Source organism: Winogradskyella sp. PE311, assembly GCF_046545555.1.
Taxonomy (GTDB): domain Bacteria; phylum Bacteroidota; class Bacteroidia; order Flavobacteriales; family Flavobacteriaceae; genus Winogradskyella.
The window spans coordinates 1-23645 of the sequence record NZ_JBHZTH010000004.1; the positions used below are offsets into that span (position 1 = coordinate 1).

A 23645-nucleotide genomic window follows, 5' to 3' on the forward strand; every position below is an offset into this window, starting at 1 on the left:
ATAATTTGATTTCATTTTGTTTGTAGTTTCTCTTTTGTTCGGCTTGTGTACAACGTGATTGTGTATGGTTAGTTGCGTGGTTAAGCAACTAAGTTAGCAAACTAATCACAGATAGAAAATTCCAGCGGAATTTTCGTAAGTCGGCAGTGACCAAGCAATTAATTATACACGGTGTTAGCTGTAGTTTTTATTCTATTTTATAAGGTTCTTTTCGCTTTGTTTTTCTTTTGGATTTTCTTTTCCGACCATTGCAATCATACATTTCAGTTCGTGTGATTACATTGTCATTATTATATTCGAAAATTTCCATATAAATATGTTCAAAGTCAAATTTAGTTCGCTTTGTCAGATTTCCAGAATTGTCATATTCATTCAGTGATAAATTCCAAATCACACCTTTATGGTCTTCGTTTTTCTCCAAAATCAGATTTCCGACTGAGTCATAAATTTCTGTTCGAGGACCAGTTAATCCGAGTGAGCTACGTGGGTTTAGATTAACTCTTTTTAGAAGTTTTCCATTTTGGTCATAATATCGAGTCATTTCCAAGTAATTCGGACCATATGTTGTGTCCTTTTTCATCTCGGATTCAATTCGAGAGTTATATTCGGAAATGATTTTGTTAGATTTATCAATCAGTATTTTTTCGCTAAACGCTTCTTGACCAAAACTTAATTTGGCAATAATTAATATCGATATGAGGATTACTTTTTTCAAATTACAGCTAACGTTGATGTATAAGAATAGTTGCGGGTTTGTATGCGAGGAATTTCCGAAGGAAATTCAGACGTTACAAACACGCAACGACTTTTGATTAAGCGCTAAACCGCAATTATTTTTATACGGTGTTAGGGCACGTATTTTATTTTCCGATGTTGTTTTCGTTAATATATAATTCCAATTTCTTTTCTAATTCATCGCTCATTTTCCAAAACTCATTATCTATATTTTCTAACAAATCCTCGTGTTTTTCGTCCCAATCTTCCATTTGTTCAGCACGCTCGTCAATATCAGTCGATGGTTTTCCATTCGGAAAGTGGGAATTCATTTTTCGTAACAAATCCGCAACTTTGGTAAAATTCAGAGTTTCTAAATCCGTAATCGTGTCAGCGTTATATTCAGCACCATAATTTATGTAATGGTCAACTATTCCGTCCGTAATTAATGGTTCAACATTAAACCAAACACGTTCGGCTTCTGTCAGTTTTTTGTAGTCAGAAAATCCAGTATCAACAATTCGTTCCCATTCTGGTTGTAATTCTTCTCTTGTCATTAATTTTTAATTTTTGCGGTAGTTCGATTATATGTGCTCTAACGGTTTTGGCTATAAGTAGTTGCGAGGGTTAGTGCTTAACTTTGCAAGTACACACCAAGCTGAAAATCCGCAAGGATTTTCAGAAGTAGGCGAGAACAAGCAATTACTTATAGCCATTGTTAGGTGCAGTTATTTTATTCTGTTAATCGTTTATATTGATTTTCGTATAGATTAATAGTCACTTCATTCGATTCGTACACTTTACCTTCGATAGTTATTGTGACCTTGTATTTTGCCTCTATCTTTCCTTCTACATTTATACCATTAGCCAATTCAAATTCAATTTGTTCGTATGAACCTAAAGTTTCATCATAATAACTATTACCACAGGATGATTTACCATATTCTCCGTGGGGAAGCCATTTGTCATCTATTAATATGAAACCATTTAAATTTCCAATAGTAGCATCAATTCGTGGAATTATATATGTTGAGTTTGAATCATTTTTCAAGATAGCTTTTCTGTAAATTCCGCCATACTCATTCACTCTGTATTTATTTGGTATAAAGCGAATAGTTAATCCCTCATTTTTTGGATTTAAAATTTTAGATTTATTCTTATGATAAGCACTTAATCTGTCAGATAATTTTCCTGCCAATGTCATTGATAGGGGAAAATATTCCTCATAGCTAATCTCTCCATTATTCAATTTTTCAGAAAGCTCTTTATCAGCCTTTTCCCATTTGGTCTGACTTAATGAACTTATCGATAATAGACAGCATAAAATTAAAGTTGTAACTCCTCTCATTTTTTTTAATTGCACCTAACGTGTTTGTATAAGATTAGTTGCGTGTTTTAAGCACTAAATTTAGCAAATAAATCACAGATAGAAAGTCCGCGAGGACTTTCGTAAGTAGGCTAGAACTAGCAATTAATTTTATACGGTGTTGTGTACAGTAATTTTTAACAGCAATCCCAATAAAAATATGCTTTAGTGAAATCCTTTTTAATTAGATTTTCCTTGCTGATAAAAATGTGTCCAAGTCCGCTATCTCCAAACATTATTTGGTCATCTACATCTATTTGTAAAACTTGAATGTCATCTCTTTGGTCAGCATTATAGTCTCTTGGGTCAGATTGAGTGAATTCAGCATATCCACCAATTTTATGTCCTGTAGCGTCAAAGTATTTTCCGAATAATTCCTCTTGTTGTTCGGTCAATTTTTCCGTAAAATCCCAATAGTCAATTCCATTAAATAGATAATCAAATTGTGAATCTTCCGAACCTCCTTTATCAATTCCTTTTTCAAATGAGAGTTGATGAAGTTTAAAGACTGGCATTTCTTCATAATCTTTTTCTGTTATGAAAGAAAAATCATTTAATGGTTCTTTACTTAATTCCTCAACTGTATGATAAATTATAGCAAAATCTTCCTGATACCAATCTGTTGCTGATAAAAAGAGTTGAAGAATTCCATTTTTCGGAAATGAATCCAATTCAGGAATTTGTTCAAAATTTAGTTGAGCAACCATTATCATTGATTTTCCATTCTCATCTTTTGGATATTCTTTATCTAATGGAAAGAATGGTTTTCCAAGAAATTTACTTTCTTTTAAATTCAAATTATCTTCAAGAAGTTTTTCTTTTCTTGGTTTTGCTTTTATTCGAATGAATTCCCGTTCGTATTTCTTTAAATCGGGTTCAAAATTCTTTAAAAATTCAGGAATCATTATCGTTTGTTTTTATTGTACACAACGGTCTTGTGTATGAAACGTAGCGTCTAAAAAGACACTAACTTTTCGGATTTTGCACGAGCCGAATTTTTTATTTTTATGTTTAATTTTTTTTTCTAAATATAACCAAATAAAAAATTTGGCGTACTTTGTAAATATACAAAAACCTCTCGGAAAGCCTATAATAGCTATGTTTTATACACGTTGTTGTGCATAGTGCTTTTCACGTTCTGCTTGGTTTTCCGATGTTTGTTATTTAGTTCAGAATTGAGCGTTGGCAAGACATACTCTTTTGCAATTTTTGGCGTAGCGTTGGCTTTAGCGAATTGCAAATGTGTATGGCTTTAGGATTGGTCTTTTTCGTTAATTTTCGAATAAACCTTTTTCAGCATTAATTCTTTCACAAGATTTCCGAAAGATTTGTTTTCAATTATTTTATCAAAAATGTCTTGATTTTGGTCCATTCTCTCAATAAGTTTATTTAAAAACATATCCTCAAAAGCATATTTAAACGTGTCTATTTTATTTGCTTTCGCTTGTGCTTGTAATTTTTCATCTTCGATTAATTCCGCCTCTATTTGTTCAAAAAACAATCGGTCAGCTTCTTCAAATTCAGTTCCGAAACGTTCATTAAGAACATCAATTATTTCTGAAAGTAATGCTTTTTCTTCTTTGGCTCTTTTAATTCCAGCTTCTGTTAGTCCATCTAATTCCCCATCTTCTCCTTTTACTAAATCAATTGAACCTTCTTTCACTTTTTGTAATCGATAATATTCCATTGCAATTTCATCAGATAATTGCAGACTTTCCGCTAATTCCTTTTTCGGAAGTTTGGTTTGTAGAAGTTTAGAATAAGCATAGAATTTTTCGAATTCAGGCTCTTTAAATGGCATTATTTGAGCAAGGAATGAATAGAGGTTAGTCCAAGTTCTCAAACTCTTTTTAAATTCGTCTTTTTCGTCCTCTATTTCCAAAGCTTTATATCTGTCAATTGCTGGGTCGATAAAAGCATATAAACGTGATTGGTCTTTTGAATTTAATTTACCTGTTGGTTTAAAATATACATTGGCAAATGCATTCACTTCGGATTCTTGAATGATTTGTTTTTCGTCAATCTTCAATTTCAAATCAAATAAATGGTTGATTTCTGGTTCTTCTGCAACCATTGTCTTTTCATAATAAGGTTGAAAAGATTCGAATATTGTTTCTCTATCATTCGCAAAATCTAACACGAAAGTATCTTCTTTTCCTGCTGTCATTCGGTTTAAACGTGATAAAGTTTGAACAGCTTTAACACCAGATAATTTTTTATCTACATACATAGTATGCAAAAGTGGTTGGTCAAATCCTGTTTGATATTTGTCTGCGACAATTAATATTCTGTATTCGTCATCATTAAAGGCTTTTGGTAATTCTTTTTCTCCGTAACCAGTTAATTGCGGTTCTGTAACACCATCAGGATAATTGTCATCTATAACTTTTCCAGAAAAGGCAACAAGTATTTTTAGCTCGTTTGTGTATTCGTTTTCTTTGATGTATTTATTGAATTCTTCAAAATACCTTTTAGCTAATTTTCGGGAAGAAGTTATAAACATTGCTTTTGCTCGACCACCAATTTTTGTAGCAACAATTTGTCTAAAATGTTCAATTACAATTTCTGTTTTTTGTGCTAAATTATGAGGATGGAAATTCACAAAATTCCCTATAGCTCTCGCAGCTTTCTTTCTGTTTAAATTTGGGTCATCTTCAATAGCTTTTGAAAGCTGAAAATACAATTCGTAATTCGTGTAATTTTGTAATACATCCAAAATAAATCCTTCTTCAATGGCTTGTCGCATCGAATATAAATGAAAAGGTTCTGGTTTTCCATCAGTACCTATTTGACCAAAAATTGCAAGTGTTTTATATTTAGGTGTCGCTGTAAAAGCAAAAAACGAAATGTTATTTTGCTTTCCTCTTGCAGTAGCTGATTTTTCAACTTGTTCGCTTATAAAATCTTCTGCTGAATAATCATCATCTTCATTATTTTCTGTTTCAGAAGCTCCTAAAACTTCTTTCATTTTTTTATGCGCTTCACCACCTTGTGAACTATGAGCTTCATCAATAACAACAGCAAATTTACGTCCTGAAAATTCTTCTACTTTTTCAATTACAAACGGAAACTTCTGTAATGTAGTAATGATAATATGCAATCCAGAATTTAATGCTGAAGCCAATTGTGTACTGTCTTTATCAATTTTCTGAACAACTCCTGTTTTATGTTCAAATTGATAAATAGTATTCTGTAATTGTTGGTCTAAAACTCTTCGGTCTGTTACTACAATTACACTATCAAAAATGCGTTCATCTTGTGCATTGTGTAAACTTGATAAACGATAAGATAACCAAGCAATGGAATTACTTTTTCCTGAACCAGCTGAATGTTGAACCAGATAATTTTTTCCAACTCCGTTTTCTTTTACATTTTTTGTAATATCTCGAACAACATCTAATTGATGATAACGAGGAAAAATCATTTTTTCTTTTTTAAATGTTTTTCCATCAATTTCAATTTCTTCTGTTTGAAGATGCACAAAACGATGAACAATATCTAACCAACTGTCTTTGGCTAATATTTTTTCCCACAAATAATCAGTTTTGTAACCATCTTTATTTGGTGGATTTCCTTTTCCTCTGTTATAACCTTTGTTGAATGGAAGCCAATATGTTTTTGTGCCATCCAATTTAGTTGCCATAAATACTTCTTCATCATCAACTGCAAAATGTACTAAAGCTCTTTTCTTGAAAGCAAATAATAATTCTCTATTATCTCTTGAACTTGCATATTGTCTTTTTGCATTGTCTGTATTTTGACCTGTAAAATGATTTTTTAACTCAATTGTAGCTAATGGAATCCCATTTAAAGACAAAACAATGTCAACTGAATTTCGGTTTTTATGTGTGTAATAAACTTGACGAATTACTTTTAGTTGATTTTTGTCGTATAATTCTTGTGTTTCAGGATTTAAACTAGTTTCAGGCTTAAAAAATGCTAATTTGAAACGAACTCCATAATCTGTAAATCCATTTCGTACAACGTCTAAAGCACCACGTAAATCCATTTCTTTGTAGATACGTTGGATAATACGATTTTCAACTTGTTCTCCGTGAATACCTGAAATTTTACTCCAATTTTTTGGCTGTGTTTCTTGTAAAAAACTTAATATTTCATATTTGAACATTCCCAATTCAGGACTATAATCTGCTGAATTACCTTGGGTATAACCTCCATTTTGGATTAATGAATCCACTATGGCAGTTTCAAATGTGTTTTCTGTGGTTAAATTTGCCATAATTAATCCGTTTCTTTTTCTAATTGTTCGCTTTCTACAAATCGCGCATAAGCTAAATCACTGAAAATAGTTTTTAACCTTGATTTTTGCCTTTTCGTTAAATCTTGTCTTAAGTTACGATTTTCAATTCCATCTTCTAATGGATAGCAATCTTCAACAAATTTGGTATTGATACCATAAATATCTGAATCAATTTCTATTAATTTTTCAGGTAATTCTTCTCCAACAATAGTTGCAGTATCTGGGTCAATGAAATTTACATTTGGATTGTTGTCTATACTTACGTCTTTTCCTAAAAAGGTTTTATTACCTTTAATTGAAGGCCAATAAACACCTAAAAATTCTGTTGTACCTGGTGGATGAATTTTAGCGATTTGTATTGCACCATCAATTGTAGAATATTCCTTTTCTCTAATCATCGTTAATAAAACCTTGAAAGGTTCCATATCAAAATTATTAGAAAAACGTTTTCCGTTGTTCTTTTGTTCTTCTTCGAGTAATTCTTCTGCTTTTTCAATTTCGTCTCCTATAAAACCAAAAAACATTTTGTTTTCGTCAATTTCATTATGAACAAAAGCATTCGTTTCTGAAAGATAACCTATTTCCCAAAGTTTAAATTTGCTTTCTTTCCAAGAGTAACCACCAAAAAGAAACTTGAAATCTTCGACTTCATCACCTTGTGCACCTCCATAATCTATAGAATTATATAAGGTTGTAAATAGGTTACTCAAGTAATCTAAAACTTCGTTAATATCTGTGTGCGAGTTTGCTAAATGTTCATCAAATTTAATGGATGAAATTAAGTTTAGAATTAAAGGATAAGTACGACTTGTTTCACCTGCAAAACTAATTAAACAGTCTTTTCTGGGTAACTCAAATAGTTTTACACCACTGTTCCAGCGTTCTCCACCAGAGAGACAACTATCTGTTGCAAAGATTAATTCTTCTAAATTATTTACTTTTCTTATCCAAGACACACACAATGTCATATTCTTATTTCTTTAAGTTACTTTAATTTTTCCTGTTACCACATCACTTATTAAAACTCTTTTGTATTCTATAAGTAAATCAATAAGTTTTTTTGTTGTACTTGACTTATCATTAATTCTTTTGTTTTGAATTTCGATGTGATTTACAATTTCTTGTTGTTCCTTTTTAGGTGGATAAGGAATTTGCAAAGGGTTTATATGCTTATTATTTATTTGTGGAATAGTTGATGTATCTGCTATAGAGATTAGCGAAAAATTCTTAATGAGATACGCTAAATATTTAATATTTATTTTTTCGTTCATTATATTCAAACCCATTAGATTAGTATCAAAGCTAAAAGGTTTACAAATGATTCCTACTTTATTCAAGGCAATTGCTGCTCCACGTTTTGGAAAGAGAATAGTTGGTTCATCACTTACTGTAAATTCCTTATATGTGAAATTAGAACTTGGTTTAACTTTAAATTTATCACGATTAATATTATCCACTTTGATATACTCAATTTCGCCAGTGTTTGAAGGTTTACATTGTTCTGGCGAATAACCATTTATTATATTACTTATATATTTAAGTTTAATAACTTTCCAATGTTCAGGAATATCACCTAAACGTGTTATTTCAGTTTCTTTGAATTTTACATTTGGATTAATACCTTTTGTTACAGCTTTATTTATTATTGCTTCTTTTTCTCTTATATATAAATTAAGTAGTTTCTTTTTTTGAGAAATTAATTCATCAATCTCGTTGATTTTTTTATCGAGATATTTTGCTATTAAAACACGCTCTTCTTTTGGTGGTAAGGCTGTATAAAAGTTGTTAAGCGTATTTACAGTTAATTGATTAATGGTAGAAGTTAAAAACAAACCTGACTGACCTGAAAAAACTTGTGAATTAAAATATTTGGATATGAATTCGTACTTTTCAGTTCTAAAAACAGTCATAAATGCACCAAAAGTTTCACCTTCAGTTTTTTCATCTATTGTGATATTTTTTCCTATTAATCTTCTGCTTCCGTTTCTTGAGCAAATTAAAATATCTCCAACTTTGGTTTCCAATTTTTCAGGAATATCTTTGTTTATATAAACGTTATCTTTTAAACTCAATTTTCCATTTTGAATGTTGGAAGACCTTAATACCAAAGTGCCGCCTTCTTGTACAACATCTTTTGGATTATACGTAATACCTATAATAGAATCACCAATGTATTTAAGTCTTTTTACTTCCCAATGCTCTGGAATTTCTCCAATCCATTCAATACCACTGTCTTTATATGTTTCGTATCTTTTCATTAATCCAAAACTTTTTTTTCTAAATCCAAAGAACTTTGTTCTAATGCAAAAATGTCTGCTTTAATAGCTTCCAATGAACGCAATGGTTTAAATTCATAGAAATACTTTGTGAAGTTTAACTCGTAACCTATTTTGGTTTTTTTGTCATCAATCCAAGCTTCTGGTAAATGTGGTTTTACTTCTCTATCAAAATATTCCTCAATTGTCTGTGGCACTAATTTTTTATCATCATCTAATTTTAAAAATGGAATGTTTTCGTAATCTCTATTAGATGTGTCAGGTTTTACTTTAATTTTTTTGTCTTCTTCTATTGTTAATTCGTTTTCGTTTAAGGTCCATTTCCCTTCTTCAATATGCATTTTGCATAATTGTTCAAATTCGTCTGTTTGCTTCTTGATTTCTTCTGGTGTAGCTGTATTTAAAAAGTCAGCAAGCTTTTGTTTATCGTGAGCAACTTTTGTCATTAAATCTAACCAATCTGGTTGTTCAACACTAATTCTCCAATAACCAAAAAAGTCGTTAGGATAAATTTGACAGAATTCATTTTCTTCAAAATCACCATAAATTTTGGTGATATAACCAATTCCTTTTTCTTCACCATTTTCAATAATTCTCTTACGCTTATTACCTAAACTTGGTGTTTGTTTTTCATAAAAACGATTGAAGTCAATTTTCTTTTCTGCCAGCAACTCTTTGTCTTTATTTCCTGTTGCGTTAATGAGTTGAATTTTTCCTCTTCGTTCTTTGCTTTTTTTATTGTTTACAATCCACACATAAGTTGATATTCCTGTATTGTAAAATAATTGGTCAGGCATTGCTATAATGGCTTCAAGCCAATCATTTTCAATAATCCATTGTCTAATATTACTTTCTCCACTTCCTGCACTTCCAGAAAAAAGAGGCGAACCATTAAAAACAACTGCAATTCGAGTTCCATCAGATTTCATTTTAGAAATCATATGTTGTAAAAACAGAAAAGAACCATCATTAATTCTTGGTAATCCAGCTCCAAAACGACCAGAATGTCCTTTGTTTTCGTGTTCAGATTTGATGATTTTTTGTGCCTTTTTCCAATCAACTCCAAATGGTGGATTTGAAAGCATATAGTCAAATTTTTCATCTTCTAAACCGTCAACTGTAAAACTGTTTCCGAATTTTATGTTTGACGGATTTTGTCCTTTAATAAGCATATCTGATTTACAAATAGCATAGGATTCTGGATTTATCTCTTGACCGAAAACTTCCAGTTTTGCTTTTTTATTAAAACTGTTTAAATGTTGTTCACCAATTGAAAGCATTCCACCTGTTCCACAAGCTGGGTCGTAAAGTGTTTTTACAATTCCTTCTTTTGTTAGTGTTTCGTTGTCTGAAATAAACAGAAGATTTACCATAAGTTTTATTACTTCTCTCGGTGTAAAATGCTCTCCAGCAGTTTCGTTAGATTGTTCTGCGAATTTTCGAATCAGTTCCTCAAAAGTGTAACCCATTGACATACTGTCCATATCAGAAAGGTCAATTTCAGAGAATTTTTTCACGATTTGAAATAGAATATCAGCTTTTGGGTCGTCCATTCTTTCAATTTGGTCGTCAAAGTTGAAATATTCGATTATCTCTCTTGCACTTGAAGAAAATCCGTTTATGTAGTTCCGTAAGTTTGCAGCTATTTTGTCAGGTTCTGCGACTAATTTTTCAAAGTCGTATTTACTTCTGTTATGAAAGTTATGACCTGCAATTTTGTTAAGAATTATGTCTTTCGATTTGTCTGGTTTGTCTGAAACTTTAGGTAAGTATTCTAAAACCTTTTCTTTTGTTGGTTCAAGTACACAGTCCAAACGTCTTAAAACCGTTAGTGGCAATATAACTTTTCCGTAATCTGATTGCTTGTAATCACCTCTTAATAAATTCGCTACGTCCCAAATTAGGTTTGCTTTTGCCTTAAAGTCTATCATTCGTTTTTAATGTCTTTTTGTTCAGTTTCAAATTTATGTTTTTCATTTTGTTTATTCGGTTTAGCGTTGGGAAATTTTAGCTCTTTTGGTTTTTAGAGCGTTGGCTCGTGTGTGGGAAAAACCAAATGTGCTAAAATATGCTGCTGGCTTTTCAGAACGGAATTTTACTGTTTTGCACGATTTTCCGCATTATGCACAACGGTCTCGGCTATGAGTAGTTGCGTGGGTTTGCACTCAACATTGCAAGTACACACCAAACTGAAAATCCGCGAGGATTTTCAGAAGTAGGCGAGAACAAGCAATTACTTATAGCCATTGTTGTAAGGCGTTTTTTATTCAGTTTTATATTCTATTTTCACTTCGTTTCCTCGGAAAAACGATTCATTCTCCTTTTTTACAAAATTCAAATTCGGTTCGTGAATTATTTCCAAGTTGTTATTGTCAATCCATTTCGCAGAAACTTTTTTACCTTGTCCATTAAAGTACATTATTCCAGCTCCACCACCAGAATTCCATTCCATTATTCCGCTTGTATGGATATATTTTCCGTTCGTAAACTCTTCGTTGACTCTAAATTCCTTTGTTCTGTCAGTAGTTATTATTCGGACGATTTCGTTTGTCGTAAATTCAAATTTCGGTCGAACCCTTCTTTTCGCTTTAGGTTTTTCAGTCGATATTAATTTCAGGAAGTTTTGCAATTCAGATTTTCTTTCTTGAATTGTTTTTTCATCTGCACCAAGTTCTTTCCACAATTCCAAGTCAGTTCCGTTATCAATTATTTCTTTTACTTGAATTAAAATTTCGGGTTCAAGAGATTTTGTTTCCCATTGAGCCAAGGCAAGTCCAAATAATGAATTATTTCGGTCGTCTGAATCTGAAAAATAATCAGCAAATTCAGTTTTTATTTCGTTTGAAACCCAAACTTGATTTCCTCCATTATTATACTTTTCGAAAAAATTCGAGTAAATATCTAATGTGGTATCATTTCCTTTTATTTCAGTGTTCCAAACTCCCATTCAGTTTCGATTTTCAAATGCCTTACAACGTTTTTGTATATGGAAAGTTGCGTGTTTGCGTGCGAGGATTTTCCGAAGGAAAATCAGACGTAGCAAACGTGCAACGACCTTTGTTTTAGCACAACACCAGCAATTTTTTATATACGGTGTTGTAACCAGTGATTTATTCCATTATTCTTTTCAGTCGTTCAATTTTTTCTTTCACGACTTTAACTATTCCAACTGTTTTATGTCGATTGAATTGAGGTTCAGTAATTTTGGATAATTCCATTGCAGATTGAGCAAATTCAGACGCTTCATCTTTCCGATTCATTTTATAGCATAGATTAGCCATTAAATCAGCGTAATAGTATTTATCACTGTTCATCATTAAACTTCCACCAGTTGCATTAAACTTTTCAGTCGCAATTTTATAGGCTTCCTCAAATTTCTTGGTTTGTTCTGATTTCAATATTGTCTCACAAAGCTTTAAATCCGCTAAACCAGAAGTTCCACTGCGAGTTTCGGTATAATAGTATTCAGCTACTTTTCTAAAGTGTTTTTCGGCTTGGTCAAATATCTTTTTTTTCAAGTAAAAATCTCCCAATTGCTCAATTCCGTGTATTGTGCTAAATTCTTCTTCAGGATATGAGTTTATGAGACGTTCCATAAATTCAATTCCTTTTTCTTGAATACTACTTTTTTTAGAATCGAGAAGATAACTTGCTTGAATTCTCAAATATTGAGCTTTGTTATAATTCCCACGAGAGCGTTTTAGGCGAGATTCAAATTCAGATTCAATTTGGTCATTCCATTCTGTATTTCTATACCAATCTTCTTTACTCATTCGTTTCTCTCATTGGTTACAACGTTATGTATATGAGCTGTGGCGTGTCTCGGCACGAACCTCTCCAAATATAAACTAACTTTGGCAAACCGCAGGATTTTCCAAATAGGCACAGAACGAGCCATAGCTTATATACGGTGTTGTGCGTTCGTAATTATTTTTTTTTGTTCAAGAAATAATCAATTGATATTTATATAGCAATCCTTCTAGTTGAAATGCAGAAAATTTTGCTTTTTTAAGTTTGTTAAATTCAGGGTCAATAGCGAAGTTTTTTGCATTTCTAAAGTCCGCCTTTTCAAGTATAGTATTTAAAAACCTCGTTCCTGTAAGGTCTGTGTCATTAAAAACTGCTGAAGATAAATCCGATTCAGTAAAATCTGCTTCTTTAAGAGAACATTTTACAAAGTGCGTATTCTTTAACTTTGTCCCAAAAAATGTACAATAATCCATAATACAATTCTCAAATCTGAAAGAAAATGCAAAATTGTTGCATCTTGTAAAATCAATTCCAAGAATTTTGCTTCCTATAAAGCTTGCGTTTCTAAAACCCGTTCCTTCTATTTCTGTCATTGAAAAGTTACAGTCCTGAAAAGTGCATTCTTCAAAACTATTTCCTCTCAAGTCACTTTTTACGAAAATGCACGATATAAACTTACATTTAAAAAATTCTCTATTTCTTAATGTTTTTCCAGAATAATCAACATTTTTAAATTCTTTGTTCTCGTGAGTTATTATTTCATTTGTCATTTTTATATTTTTCTAATTTTGAGTGAGTTTTTCTATGACGCACAACGTCCACTGTGTATGGCGTAGTGAGGCGCGCCTCACGTAGAGCCATTGTTGCGCCTCATTCGCTATACACTTTGTTGTGTGTAGTTTTGTGAGGAGTTCTCGTAGACTTGACTAAATATACATAAAATTGGTGAGGTGCGACAAACAGTGGACGTTGGTATGAAATTAGTAGAAGGGCAGCGTTTGCAAAACGCGATTCTACGTGCCGCAGGCAATTACATACCAACACGTAAATATAACCTATTATTCAATAACACGAGAATACAATTAAATCTTTTGTTAGATATTGAAAATTAGTAATTTAAAATATATATAGAATTCGTTATTTTGTATATCAATTATCATTACTTTTATATAATGATATACAAAATGATGAATAAATGAACCTAGCGAATTACAAATTTGTTATAAGTAAGCACCGAGAAAAAAATGTGATTCTTATTTATTTTCCTTATAACTCTTTACTACAAAAAAAACTTCGTGAAAGATTTCCTTCTGCTAAGTATAGTGCTACAAACAAATGTTGGTACTTGCCAGATTTACCTGTCGTTAGGGAGCAATTACAATTAACTAAAGATTTAATTGGTCAAAAATTGTTATCGAGAATTCATTTTGTTAATCAGAATGCATTCATAGCGTATAGGAATCAGCTACATTTAAAAGCTTATAGTGTGCATACACAACGTATGTATCTTTCTGAATTTGCTGAATTATTAGAGTTGTTAAACGACTATCCTGTAGACAATCTAAATCCTAAGCGACTTAAAGATTATTTTCTTTACTGTGTTCAAAAGCTAAAAATGAAAGAACGCAAGCTCAACGGAAAAATTAATGCTGTAAAATTTTATTTTGAACAGGTACTGCATAGATCTAAAATGTTTTTTGATATTCCAAGACCAAAAAAACCTGCGTCTTTACCCAAGTTATTAAGTAAACGCGATGTTAAACGAATTATTAAAGTAACGACAAACCTAAAGCATAGAACAGCTATAAAGTTGAGCTATGGTATGGGTTTACGTGTTTCTGAAGTCGTAAATATTAAGCTTAGCGATATAGATAGCGCAAGAATGTTGGTGCATATTGTTAGTGCTAAGGGTAAAAAAGATAGATATGTGCCTTTACCTGTATCTATCTTAGACGAACTAAGAAACTATTTTAAAATTTATAATCCTAAAGAATACCTTTTTGAAGGACAATATGGAGGCATGTATTCTAAAAGTAGTTTGCAGTCTATATTTAAAAAAGCGATGGCAAAAGCTGGTATTAACAAAAAAATTGGGATTCATGGATTACGACACAGCTATGCGACGCATTTGTTAGAATCCGGTGCAGATCTGCGATTTATACAAGAGTTATTAGGACATCATTCTATTAAGACCACACAGGTATATACTAAAGTCTCAAATAGAAGTATACAAAAAATTAGTAGCCCTTTAGACTCACTCTAATAGACTTCAATAAAAAGAGGGCAGAAGCCCTCTTATAACTAATTAATAGATTTTAAATATTATTCTGCGGTCTCTTCCATGGTATGATACACATTCTGCACATCATCATCTTCTTCAAGTTTTTCTAATAGTTTTTCTACATCTGCTGCCTGTTCTGCTGTAATAGCTTTTGTGACTTGTGGTATGCGCTCAAAACCTGAAGAAATAATTTCGAGATTATTAGTTTCCAAATAGGATTGTATATTTCCAAAACTTTCAAACGGTGCGTATATCATTACACTTATTTCTTCGTTTCCATCTGCATCTTCATCTGTGTCTTCAAAAATTTCTTCTACACCAAAGTCTATAAGTTCTAGTTCTAATTCTTCTAAATCCATACCTTCATTTTTAATTTTAAAATTACAGGTATGATCGAACATAAAAACTACCGAACCAGATGTGCCTAAACTACCATCTGTTTTATTAAAGTAAGAGCGTACATTAGCTACAGTACGCGTATTATTATCTGTTGCTGTTTCTACTAGTACAGCGATTCCGTGTTGTGCGTAACCTTCAAAAATTACTTCTTTATAATCTCCTTGTCCTTTTTCACTTGCCTTTTTAATAGCGCGCTCTACATTAGCTTTTGGCATATTTACCGCCTTAGCATTTTGTATTACTGCACGTAAACGAGCGTTGCTATCTGGGTCTGGGCCTCCTTCTTTTACAGCCATTACAATGTCTTTACCAATACGTGTAAAGGCTTTACTCATTGCAGACCAACGTTTCATTTTTCTTGCTTTTCTAAATTCGAAAGCTCTTCCCATTGAAAATCATATTTTAATTTCTGTTAACACAGAAATCTCATTAAACTAAAATTTAAACTTACCGCGCTTTACAGTAAGTTTCAAATATAATTGTTTTATAAAGTATTACAAACTCATTTTATTCTTCTACCTCTACAATAGCTTCTATAGCTTCAGCAAGTTTAAAGTCTTTATGAGTTACTCCATCTGCATCGTGCGTAGATAAAGATATTTTAAGCACATTATATACATTGCTCCAATTTGGGTGATGGTGCTGAGCCTCGCACTCAAATGCTATTCTACTCATGGCACTAAAACAGTCTTTAAAATTATCAAATTCAAATTCTGCATGGATAGCATTATCGTAATAATCCCAATCTGGGAAGTGTAGTAATTTCTTTTCAATCGTAGATTCGTCTAATTTCATATGTTGCTGTTAATTCGTTTAAATTTAATGAATAATGGAGTAGGTAACAAGCTTATTTTTGAAGTTCTTCTAAAACCTTATCACTTGTTATTTGAAGGTGTTTAGGTAGTTTATTAAACTTTGGTAACACAGCCAAATATCTATCATCATTGGTCGTAAAAACATGTTTTAATTGTACATCACCATCCACTGTAAACGCGAGTATGTTTTTTACAAACTCATCGTGATGTACTAAATCTGTACTTCCTAAATGAAAGATACCATACTTGTTTCTGTTAATAATATAATGAATTTGCTGTGTTACTTTCTTATCTAGCATCACATTCATTATTAAATTAGGAAATATCTCTACAGGCTCTTTCTCAGCAATACATTGCTTTATTTCTTTTATTCTTGGGCAGTTGGGACCAAATACCATTGGCAACCTAAGAATAGCGACTTGCTTTTTGGGAAGGCGTAATAATAGATTCTCAATCTTTATTTTAAAATGCCCATAAATACTATGACTTAGAGTTTTATCTAACTCGTAACTTGGGTACTTGCTATAGGCATCAAACGTATTTGCTGAAGAGAGAAAAATGATTTTACAACCTGTAGCATTAACATATTCGGCAATATGCTGATGTGCTATGGTTTGTGCATTAAAATCGCCTCGTAAAGCAGAAATTATAATAGAGGGTTTACAGGCATCTAAAACTTCATACACATCATCTTCTTCTACATTATATTGAAAGAATTGTTTGTTTGTTTCAAATTCGCGTTTTGGAGTACGATAGGTACCAAAAGTTCTAAAATACGGTCCTAATTCTTTATAGATTGAATGGCCAATATAGCCACTAGCTCCTAGAATAAGTATACGATGTTTTTGTAGATTTTTAGTCATTAATCAGTCCACACACAAAAGCTTAGCCTTTATAAAATGGCAATTTTATTATTGTTGCCGGAATGGCATTTTTTCTTACCTGGATTTTTATTTTACTATCTACTTTAGCAAATACTTTTGGTACATAACCTAAGCCAATACCAACTCCTAAACTAGGGCTCATAGTACCCGATGTTACATTACCTATAGTTTTTCCGTTACCATCAACAATATCATATCCATGTCTTGGTATGCCACGTTCGTCTAATTTAAACGCTACTAATTTACGCTCTGGTGTGCGTTCTTTTTCAGCTTTTAGTGCTTCACTATTTGTAAATTCTTTATTGAATTTGCAAACCCAACTTAAACCAGCTTCAATAGGTGATGTCGTATCGTCAATATCATTACCGTATAAACAATACCCCATTTCTAAGCGTAACGTATCTCTAGCAGCTAACCCAATAGGTTTAATTCCAAATTCAGCTCCAGCTTCTAACACCTTATCCCAAACTTGTTTTACTTCAGAATTTTTACAATAAATTTCAAACCCACCACTACCAGTATATCCTGTTGCAGAAATAATTACATGCTCAATACCTGCAAAATCACCAACTACAAAGTTGTAAAATTTAATATCAGCTAAATCGTGACTAGATAAGGATTGCATAGCTTCAACAGCTTTTGGCCCTTGTATAGCTAAAAGCGAATAGTCTTCACTCAAATCTCGCATTTCTGCACCAATATCATTTTTAGAAGAAATCCAATTCCAATCTTTTTCGATATTACTAGCATTAACAACCAATAAGTACGATTCGTCTTTTATTTTATAAATAATTAAATCGTCAACCACACCGCCATCATCATTTGGCAAACAACTGTATTGGGCTTTACCAATCTCAAGTTTTGAAGCGTCATTACTAGACACTTTTTGTATAAGATCTAGTGCATTTGGGCCTTCTATTAAAAATTCACCCATATGAGAAACATCAAAGACACCAACAGCTTGTCGCACAGTTTCATGTTCAGCATTTACTCCTTCATATTGTACAGGCATATTATAACCAGCAAATGGTACCATTTTAGCACCTAATGCAGCGTGCGTAGAAGATAAAGCAGTGTCTTTCATATAAAATGTATTTTAAGTTCCGCCAGTTTTATAGATGATGTCTAATTGAAGGCGGTAATCTATTAATTATTGATTTTTAATAGCACAAAATTAAACAAATTTTATGGCTTATTCTTTAAGTTACGATCATAAAAAAACCACTTCTGTTGAAGTGGTTTTTTATTTAAATCTTAATCTTTTTTTAGAATTGATATCTAATACCAAGCGCAATGTCAAAATCTAAATCATCATTAAAATCTCCAAACCCAAGTTCTGGTCTAAAGTCTAATGATAAAAGCAATGGAATATCAAAACTATATTCTATACCAACATTACCAGCGGCAAAAACAAAAGTTTCACTATCATCAAAACCTGCAGGCACATTATCAAAGCTATACGAGCCTATACCACCACCTGCGCCAGCATACCAATTAAAATCTCCGTCTAATTGCCAAACCCATTGGTAAAGACCTGCTAATTTAAAGCCATCAAAAGCGTTACCGCTTCTCCAGCCTAAATCTACTTCTAATCTGTTGTTGCCACCAAGGGCACGTTGGTATGATACTTCTGCACCAAACCCATCACTATCACCTAATCTAAGACCTATAGCGTTATCAGCTATTTCCTGAGCATTTACAAATGCAAAGCAAGTAAAAATTGCGAGCGATGTTAAAATTAATTTTTTCATTGTATTACGTTTTTTATTGATTTGATTATTCTTTACAAAAATAACGCCAAAACCGTTTTTATATTAGATTTCTTCATAGTTTTATACACATTTTTATTAAAGTGAATGAAACATAGAAAGGCTTTAGAACTTTTAAAAACTAAACTCAAAGGTGAGCTTTATTTTGACGATTTAATGCTAAAGCTTTACGCTACGGATGCTTCTGTTTATAGAATAATGCCATTGGCTGTTGCCCTTCCTAAAGACGCTACAGATATAAAGCAGTTAATTTCTTTTGCTGCTTCTAATAAAACATCTTTAATACCCAGAACAGCTGGTACCTCTTTGGCAGGACAAGTTGTCGGAGAAGGCATAGTTGTAGATGTTTCAAAATACTTTACTCGTATTTTAGATATTAATGAAACTAATAAAACAGTTACTGTACAGCCTGGTGTTGTTAGAGATGAGCTTAATAATTACCTAAAACCATTTGGTTTATTTTTTGGGCCAAACACGTCAACATCCAATCGTTGTATGATTGGTGGTATGGTTGGTAACAATTCTTCCGGTACCACATCCATACAATATGGTGTTACTAGAGATAAAGTTGTAAGCCTAAAAACAATATTAAGCGATAGAAGTGAAGTCGAGTTTTCAAACCTCACATCTACTGAGTTTCAAAGCAAATTACAATTAGACACTTTAGAAGGTGAAATTTATAAAACGATTTTTAAAGAGTTAAAACCAGAAGCGGTTAAAAACCAGATTTATAAGCAGTTTCCTAAGCCAGAAATACATAGAAGAAATACGGGTTATGCCATAGATGAGCTAATTAAGTCTGAAGTCTTTTCGGGCTCAAATAAAGGTTTTAATATGTGTCAACTCTTAGCAGGAAGCGAAGGGACTTTGGCGTTTACTACTGAAATTACATTACAATTAGATGATTTGCCTCCAGCGGAAAGTGCTATGGTAGCACTTCATTTTAAAAGTATTGCAGCCTGTATGCAAGCTGTTAAACCCTTAATGAATCATAATTTACATACGTGTGAAATGATGGATAACTCTATTCTAAATCTCACAAAGCATAATAAAAAACAACAAGAGAATAGGCATTTTATAGAAGGTGAGCCTGTCGCTATTTTAATGTGTGAGTTGAAAGCTGATACCTCAGATCAACTTAAAAATGAGTTAGATGCGTTTATGCAATCTGTAAACGCCTTAAATTTGAGTTATGCAGCTCCAATATTAAAAGCGGATGAGATAAATAAGGCTTTAGAGCTTAGAAAAGCAGGTCTTGGCTTATTAGGTAATATGATTGGTGATAAAAAAACGGTGGCTTGTATAGAAGATACTGCTGTCGCTTTAGAAGATTTAGAGCCTTATATTAATGATTTCACTGATTTAATGCGCTCATATAATCAAAACGCTGTTTATTATGCGCACGCTGGTGCTGGTGAATTACATTTAAGGCCAATTTTAGATTTAAAACAATCTAATGACGTAAAGTTATTTAGAAGTATTACAACTGATGTGGCGCGTTTGGTAAAAAAGTACAAAGGCTCTATGTCTGGTGAACATGGAGATGGTATCGTTAGGGCTGAATTTATTCCGATGATGATTGGTGATGACAACTACCACATCTTAAAACGGATAAAATCTGTTTTTGACCCTAAAACTATTTTTAATCCTGGTAAAATTGTGGACGCTTATCCAATGGATAAGAATTTAAGATATTCGCAAAATAAAAATGAGCCTGAGATTACGACTATTTTAGATTTTTCTAGTTCTCAAGGTATACTTCGCGAAGCTGAAAAATGCAATGGCTCTGGTGATTGCAGAAAATTACCCGAATTTGGTGGCACTATGTGTCCTAGTTATCGTGCAACAAGAAACGAGAATGACACGACACGTGCTAGAGCTAATGCACTACGTGAATATCTTACAAACTCAGATAAGGCCAATAGATTTAATCATAAAGCGCTTAAAGATGTATTTGATTTATGCTTAAGCTGTAAGGCTTGTACTAGTGAATGTCCAAGTAGTGTAGACGTTGCGAGTTTAAAGGCAGAATTTCAATACCAATACCAAAAAGCAAATGGTTTTAAGTTTAAGGATAAATTCTTTGCTAATGTCACAAAATACAATAAGCGAGCTTCAAAGTTCCCTCGTGTTTCTAACGCCCTTTTTAAGACAAAATTTGTTGCAGGCTATATGAAATTAATTTTGGGTATTCACCATAAACGTAGCCTGCCAGAGTTGTCTAGTTCGTCTTTTTCTAAATGGAATAATAACAACAGTTCTTCACCAGAAAATACACTAAAAAACGTCTATTTATTTGTAGATGAATTCACTAATTATCTCGAATCGAATATAGCTATTGATGCTAAACAAGTACTTGCTAAATTGGGTTATAACGTTATATGCATCAGTAATTTAGAAAGTGGAAGAAGTTTTTTGTCTAAAGGATTTTTGGAAGAAGCAAAAGTACTAGCTAATTTCAATGTTAATTACTTTAAAGATAAGATAAATAAAGAGGATGTTTTACTTGGAATAGAGCCTTCTGCTATATTGACCTTTAAGGACGAATATTTAAAACTTGCTGATGATAAAGTTGCTGCGAAATCAATAGCGAAACATACTTTTTTAATTGAAGAATTTATTCAACAAGAAATAGAATTGGGTCATATAACACCTAAACATTTTACAAAAGCTGAGAAAAGGATTAAACTACATGGACATTGCCATCAGAAAGCATTAGGTAGTCAAAAATCGAGTTTTGATATACTTAACCTTCCAGTAAACTATAAGGTAACCATAATTCCGAGTGGTTGTTGTGGTATGGCTGGTAGTTTTGGTTATGAGAAAGCACATTACGATGTAAGTATGCAAATAGGCGAACAGACCTTGTTTCCGGCAGTTAGAAAAGCTGCGTTAGATACTATTATTGCTGCAAATGGCACGAGTTGCAGACATCAAATTAAAGATGGTACCTCGAGAATTGCTAAACATCCAATTTCCATTATAAAAGAAGCATTACTTTGACTTTTTCTTCTTGGGTTGCTCAACAATAGTTATTGCTGCAATTAAATCTTTAGTATCCATATCTTTTAAATCTTCGTCAGCGAAAAACGGTGCTAACTTGTCTTTATTGTAGTTATAGATTTTCCAACGTTTAAACTGATATTCTAGTGCTGTGAAATTTTCAATCCAATCTCCAGAGTTCAAATACGTTGTTTTCCCAAGTTTATTCTCTTTTACAAGCATTTTAGGTTGATGGATATGACCACAGACTACATAGTCATAACCGTTTTCTAAAGCCAAATCCGTAGCTACTTTTTCAAAATCATTGATATATTTAATAGCACCTTTTACACTATTTTTTATTTTTTTGGAAAGTGAATAGCGTTCTCTACCGCCTTTTTCTAAGCACCAATTAACGAATTGATTCAGTACAATTAATAGGTCATAACCCCAACCACCAAGTTTTGCGAGCCATTTAGCATTCTGAATGGAAATATCAAAGACGTCTCCATGAAAGAACCATGCTTTTTTACCATCTAGATCTAATACAAGTTTATTAACTATAGAAACATTACCAATTTCGGTATCTGTAAATTTCCGTAACATTTCGTCATGATTTCCCGTTATGTAGATAACTTCAGTACCATTGGCCGCAAAATCCATTATTTTTTTTATAACGCTAAGATGTGACTTAGGAAAGTAACGTTTTTTAAACTGCCAAATATCAATAATATCACCATTGAGAATTAGTTTCTTTGGCTTAATACTATTAAGATAAGTCAAGAGTTGCTTAGCTTGGCACCCATAAGTACCAAGGTGAACATCTGAAATAACAGCAATTTCTACTTTTCGTTTAAGATCCACTAAGTTTGTATTAGTAATTGCAAAGTTCTGCATATGACAGTAATTTATTGTCACTTAAGTAGTTATTAATCTATGAGGAAAATGTTACGAAAATGTTACTTGTAATAGCTATTTTAAAAGCTAGTTAACGTTAGTGTAACATTCCGAAAATTGAACTACAATTTTTGTTTCTCTTAGAATAGATTTACATTAGCATAAAATATATTTTAATGGCAGGTAATAGCTTTGGAAAATTATTTAAACTCACAACTTTTGGTGAATCTCATGGCCTGGCAATAGGCGGAATAATAGATGGCTGTCCATCTGGTCTTAATTTAGATTTTGAAGCTATTCAGAATGAATTAAACCGTCGTAAACCAGGGCAATCAAAGATTGTTACACAGCGCAAAGAACCAGATACTGTAGAGTTTTACTCAGGTGTTTTTGAAGGAGTTACAACAGGTACGCCAATAGGATTCGTTATCCATAATACTAATCAGAAATCTAAAGATTATACTCATATAAAGGATGTGTATAGGCCAAGCCATGCGGATTACACATATGATCAGAAATATGGTATTAGAGATTATAGAGGTGGCGGAAGAAGTTCAGCCCGAGAAACGGCGAGTAGAGTAGTAGCAGGTGCCATTGCTAAACAAATGTTAGCTTCAATTAAAATAAATGCATTTACATCTTCTGTTGGCGACATCTTTATAGACAAACCCTATCAAGAATTAGACTTTGGTAAAATTGAATCTAACGCTATTCGTTGTCCAGATGAAGCCTCTGCAGAAAAAATGATTGCAAAGGTTCAAGAAATAAAGAAACAAGGAGATACAATTGGTGGTACAATTACTTGTGTGATTCAAAATGTACCTGTCGGCTTAGGTGAGCCTGTTTTTGATAAATTGCATGCAGAACTAGGAAAAGCAATGTTATCTATTAACGCTGTAAAGGGCTTTGAATACGGAAGTGGATTTTGTGGTGCAAGAATGAAAGGTAGCGAACATAATGACTTATTTAATGAAGACGGAAGTACAAAAACCAATTTGTCCGGAGGAGTACAAGGAGGTATAAGTAACGGAATGGATATTTACTTTAGAGTTGCTTTTAAACCTGTTGCAACTGTGATCCAAAAACAAGATGCTTTAAATAGTTCTGGAGAAATTGTAGAAATGCAAGGCAAAGGTCGTCACGATCCTTGTGTAGTACCTAGAGCTGTACCTATTGTTGAGGCTATGGCTGCTTTGGTTTTGGCTGATTATACATTGCTAAGTAGAATAGATAAATTGTAACAGTCGTAAC

The 23645-nt window shown here is 32.5% G+C and carries 21 protein-coding genes; 4 read left to right on the forward strand and 17 right to left on the reverse strand.

The genetic code is table 11. The annotated features are described in order from the left end of the window. Nucleotides 1-187 precede the first annotated feature (187 nt). From ACFWU4_RS12720 to ACFWU4_RS12770, 11 genes are all read right to left on the reverse strand, one after another. A complete protein-coding gene (locus tag ACFWU4_RS12720) occupies nt 188-715 on the reverse strand; it encodes a hypothetical protein (protein WP_411128460.1) in 528 nt (175 codons plus the stop codon). A gap of 145 nt (nt 716-860) precedes the next feature. Then, a complete protein-coding gene (locus ACFWU4_RS12725) occupies nt 861-1271 on the reverse strand; it encodes a DUF4375 domain-containing protein (RefSeq protein WP_411128462.1) in 411 nt (136 codons plus the stop codon). Between the two features lie 176 nt (nt 1272-1447). Then, a complete protein-coding gene (locus ACFWU4_RS12730) occupies nt 1448-2062 on the reverse strand; it encodes a hypothetical protein (RefSeq protein WP_411128464.1) in 615 nt (204 codons plus the stop codon). Nucleotides 2063-2217: 155 nt separating this feature from the next. Continuing rightward, entirely contained in the window at nt 2218-2985 is a 768-nt protein-coding gene (locus ACFWU4_RS12735) for a YwqG family protein (RefSeq protein ID WP_411128466.1), read from the reverse strand. Nucleotides 2986-3332: 347 nt separating this feature from the next. Next, the gene (locus tag ACFWU4_RS12740) at nt 3333-6320 is read right to left on the reverse strand and encodes a type I restriction endonuclease subunit R (RefSeq protein ID WP_411128468.1); all 2988 of its coding nucleotides are present in this window, start codon (nt 6318-6320) and stop codon (nt 3333-3335) included. A 2-nt stretch (nt 6321-6322) separates the two neighbouring features. Next, complete coding sequence (locus ACFWU4_RS12745; protein ID WP_411128470.1) at nt 6323-7309, reverse strand: hypothetical protein; 987 nt, start codon at nt 7307-7309, stop codon at nt 6323-6325. Between the two features lie 12 nt (nt 7310-7321). After that, nucleotides 7322-8599 carry a restriction endonuclease subunit S gene (locus ACFWU4_RS12750; RefSeq protein ID WP_411128472.1) on the reverse strand — a complete coding sequence of 426 codons (1278 nt, stop codon included), beginning with the start codon at nt 8597-8599 and terminating at the stop codon, nt 7322-7324. Continuing rightward, nucleotides 8599-10548: an N-6 DNA methylase gene (locus ACFWU4_RS12755; protein WP_411128474.1), complete on the reverse strand. Its 1950-nt coding sequence runs from the start codon at nt 10546-10548 to the stop codon at nt 8599-8601. The genes ACFWU4_RS12750 and ACFWU4_RS12755 overlap by 1 nt, the downstream gene beginning before the upstream one ends. 332 nt (nt 10549-10880) lie before the next feature. Further along, nucleotides 10881-11564, reverse strand: coding sequence for a hypothetical protein (locus ACFWU4_RS12760; RefSeq protein ID WP_411128476.1), 684 nt, complete (start codon nt 11562-11564; stop codon nt 10881-10883). A gap of 163 nt (nt 11565-11727) precedes the next feature. Beyond that, nucleotides 11728-12390, reverse strand: a complete 663-nt coding sequence (locus ACFWU4_RS12765; protein WP_411128478.1) for a hypothetical protein — start codon at nt 12388-12390, stop codon at nt 11728-11730. Nucleotides 12391-12558: 168 nt separating this feature from the next. Continuing rightward, nucleotides 12559-13137: a pentapeptide repeat-containing protein gene (locus ACFWU4_RS12770; protein ID WP_182628772.1), complete on the reverse strand. Its 579-nt coding sequence runs from the start codon at nt 13135-13137 to the stop codon at nt 12559-12561. 180 nt (nt 13138-13317) lie between these two features. On the opposite strand from ACFWU4_RS12770, the gene ACFWU4_RS12775 reads away from it, so the two are divergent. Together ACFWU4_RS12775 and ACFWU4_RS12780 are read left to right on the forward strand one after the other, a co-directional pair. Beyond that, nucleotides 13318-13479, forward strand: coding sequence for a hypothetical protein (locus ACFWU4_RS12775; protein WP_411128480.1), 162 nt, complete (start codon nt 13318-13320; stop codon nt 13477-13479). An 83-nt stretch (nt 13480-13562) separates the two neighbouring features. After that, the gene (locus ACFWU4_RS12780) at nt 13563-14630 is read left to right on the forward strand and encodes a tyrosine-type recombinase/integrase (protein ID WP_411128482.1); all 1068 of its coding nucleotides are present in this window, start codon (nt 13563-13565) and stop codon (nt 14628-14630) included. A 59-nt stretch (nt 14631-14689) separates the two neighbouring features. On the opposite strand, the gene ACFWU4_RS12785 is transcribed toward ACFWU4_RS12780, so the two are convergent. The 5 genes from ACFWU4_RS12785 to ACFWU4_RS12805 all read right to left on the reverse strand — a co-directional run bounded on the left by ACFWU4_RS12785 (nt 14690) and on the right by ACFWU4_RS12805 (nt 18497). Further along, nucleotides 14690-15436: a YebC/PmpR family DNA-binding transcriptional regulator gene (locus tag ACFWU4_RS12785; protein ID WP_411128484.1), complete on the reverse strand. Its 747-nt coding sequence runs from the start codon at nt 15434-15436 to the stop codon at nt 14690-14692. A gap of 118 nt (nt 15437-15554) precedes the next feature. Next, nucleotides 15555-15842, reverse strand: a complete 288-nt coding sequence (locus ACFWU4_RS12790) for a 4a-hydroxytetrahydrobiopterin dehydratase (RefSeq protein ID WP_411128486.1) — start codon at nt 15840-15842, stop codon at nt 15555-15557. A 52-nt stretch (nt 15843-15894) separates the two neighbouring features. After that, complete coding sequence (locus ACFWU4_RS12795; RefSeq protein ID WP_411128488.1) at nt 15895-16725, reverse strand: sugar nucleotide-binding protein; 831 nt, start codon at nt 16723-16725, stop codon at nt 15895-15897. A 22-nt stretch (nt 16726-16747) separates the two neighbouring features. Next, entirely contained in the window at nt 16748-17830 is a 1083-nt protein-coding gene (gcvT, locus tag ACFWU4_RS12800) for a glycine cleavage system aminomethyltransferase GcvT (RefSeq protein WP_411128489.1), read from the reverse strand. A 181-nt stretch (nt 17831-18011) separates the two neighbouring features. Next, nucleotides 18012-18497, reverse strand: a complete 486-nt coding sequence (locus ACFWU4_RS12805; protein ID WP_411128491.1) for a hypothetical protein — start codon at nt 18495-18497, stop codon at nt 18012-18014. A gap of 105 nt (nt 18498-18602) precedes the next feature. Here ACFWU4_RS12805 and ACFWU4_RS12810 point away from each other — a divergent pair, with 105 nt between their 5' ends. After that, nucleotides 18603-21518 (forward strand): FAD-binding and (Fe-S)-binding domain-containing protein, encoded by a 2916-nt coding sequence (locus ACFWU4_RS12810; protein WP_411128493.1) that lies wholly within the window; start codon nt 18603-18605, stop codon nt 21516-21518. Here ACFWU4_RS12810 and ACFWU4_RS12815 read toward each other — a convergent pair. After that, on the reverse strand, nt 21510-22394 hold the full coding sequence (locus tag ACFWU4_RS12815; protein ID WP_411128495.1) for a UDP-2,3-diacylglucosamine diphosphatase: 885 nt from the start codon (nt 22392-22394) through the stop codon (nt 21510-21512). The two genes, ACFWU4_RS12810 and ACFWU4_RS12815, sit on opposite strands and share 9 nt — an antisense overlap. Nucleotides 22395-22570: 176 nt before the next feature. On the opposite strand from ACFWU4_RS12815, the gene aroC reads away from it, so the two are divergent. After that, a complete protein-coding gene (gene aroC, locus ACFWU4_RS12820; protein ID WP_411128497.1) occupies nt 22571-23635 on the forward strand; it encodes a chorismate synthase in 1065 nt (354 codons plus the stop codon). Nucleotides 23636-23645: the final 10 nt, after the last annotated feature.

What these genes read in the sequence shown, in the direction of transcription:
- ACFWU4_RS12805 (WP_411128491.1), bottom strand. Translation starts at nt 18,497, where the DNA reads ATGAAAAAATTAATTTTAACATCGCTCGCAATTTTTACTTGCTTTGCA.
- ACFWU4_RS12790 (WP_411128486.1), bottom strand. Translation starts at nt 15,842, where the DNA reads ATGAAATTAGACGAATCTACGATTGAAAAGAAATTACTACACTTCCCA.
- gcvT (WP_411128489.1), bottom strand. Translation starts at nt 17,830, where the DNA reads ATGAAAGACACTGCTTTATCTTCTACGCACGCTGCATTAGGTGCTAAA.
- ACFWU4_RS12770 (WP_182628772.1), bottom strand. Translation starts at nt 13,137, where the DNA reads ATGACAAATGAAATAATAACTCACGAGAACAAAGAATTTAAAAATGTT.
- ACFWU4_RS12760 (WP_411128476.1), bottom strand. Translation starts at nt 11,564, where the DNA reads ATGGGAGTTTGGAACACTGAAATAAAAGGAAATGATACCACATTAGAT.
- ACFWU4_RS12730 (WP_411128464.1), bottom strand. Translation starts at nt 2,062, where the DNA reads ATGAGAGGAGTTACAACTTTAATTTTATGCTGTCTATTATCGATAAGT.
- ACFWU4_RS12815 (WP_411128495.1), bottom strand. Translation starts at nt 22,394, where the DNA reads ATGCAGAACTTTGCAATTACTAATACAAACTTAGTGGATCTTAAACGA.
- ACFWU4_RS12740 (WP_411128468.1), bottom strand. Translation starts at nt 6,320, where the DNA reads ATGGCAAATTTAACCACAGAAAACACATTTGAAACTGCCATAGTGGAT.
- ACFWU4_RS12725 (WP_411128462.1), bottom strand. Translation starts at nt 1,271, where the DNA reads ATGACAAGAGAAGAATTACAACCAGAATGGGAACGAATTGTTGATACT.
- ACFWU4_RS12785 (WP_411128484.1), bottom strand. Translation starts at nt 15,436, where the DNA reads ATGGGAAGAGCTTTCGAATTTAGAAAAGCAAGAAAAATGAAACGTTGG.
- ACFWU4_RS12810 (WP_411128493.1), top strand. Translation starts at nt 18,603, where the DNA reads ATGAAACATAGAAAGGCTTTAGAACTTTTAAAAACTAAACTCAAAGGT.
- aroC (WP_411128497.1), top strand. Translation starts at nt 22,571, where the DNA reads ATGGCAGGTAATAGCTTTGGAAAATTATTTAAACTCACAACTTTTGGT.
- ACFWU4_RS12750 (WP_411128472.1), bottom strand. Translation starts at nt 8,599, where the DNA reads ATGAAAAGATACGAAACATATAAAGACAGTGGTATTGAATGGATTGGA.
- ACFWU4_RS12780 (WP_411128482.1), top strand. Translation starts at nt 13,563, where the DNA reads ATGAACCTAGCGAATTACAAATTTGTTATAAGTAAGCACCGAGAAAAA.
- ACFWU4_RS12735 (WP_411128466.1), bottom strand. Translation starts at nt 2,985, where the DNA reads ATGATTCCTGAATTTTTAAAGAATTTTGAACCCGATTTAAAGAAATAC.
- ACFWU4_RS12755 (WP_411128474.1), bottom strand. Translation starts at nt 10,548, where the DNA reads ATGATAGACTTTAAGGCAAAAGCAAACCTAATTTGGGACGTAGCGAAT.
- ACFWU4_RS12745 (WP_411128470.1), bottom strand. Translation starts at nt 7,309, where the DNA reads ATGACATTGTGTGTGTCTTGGATAAGAAAAGTAAATAATTTAGAAGAA.
- ACFWU4_RS12795 (WP_411128488.1), bottom strand. Translation starts at nt 16,725, where the DNA reads ATGACTAAAAATCTACAAAAACATCGTATACTTATTCTAGGAGCTAGT.
- ACFWU4_RS12765 (WP_411128478.1), bottom strand. Translation starts at nt 12,390, where the DNA reads ATGAGTAAAGAAGATTGGTATAGAAATACAGAATGGAATGACCAAATT.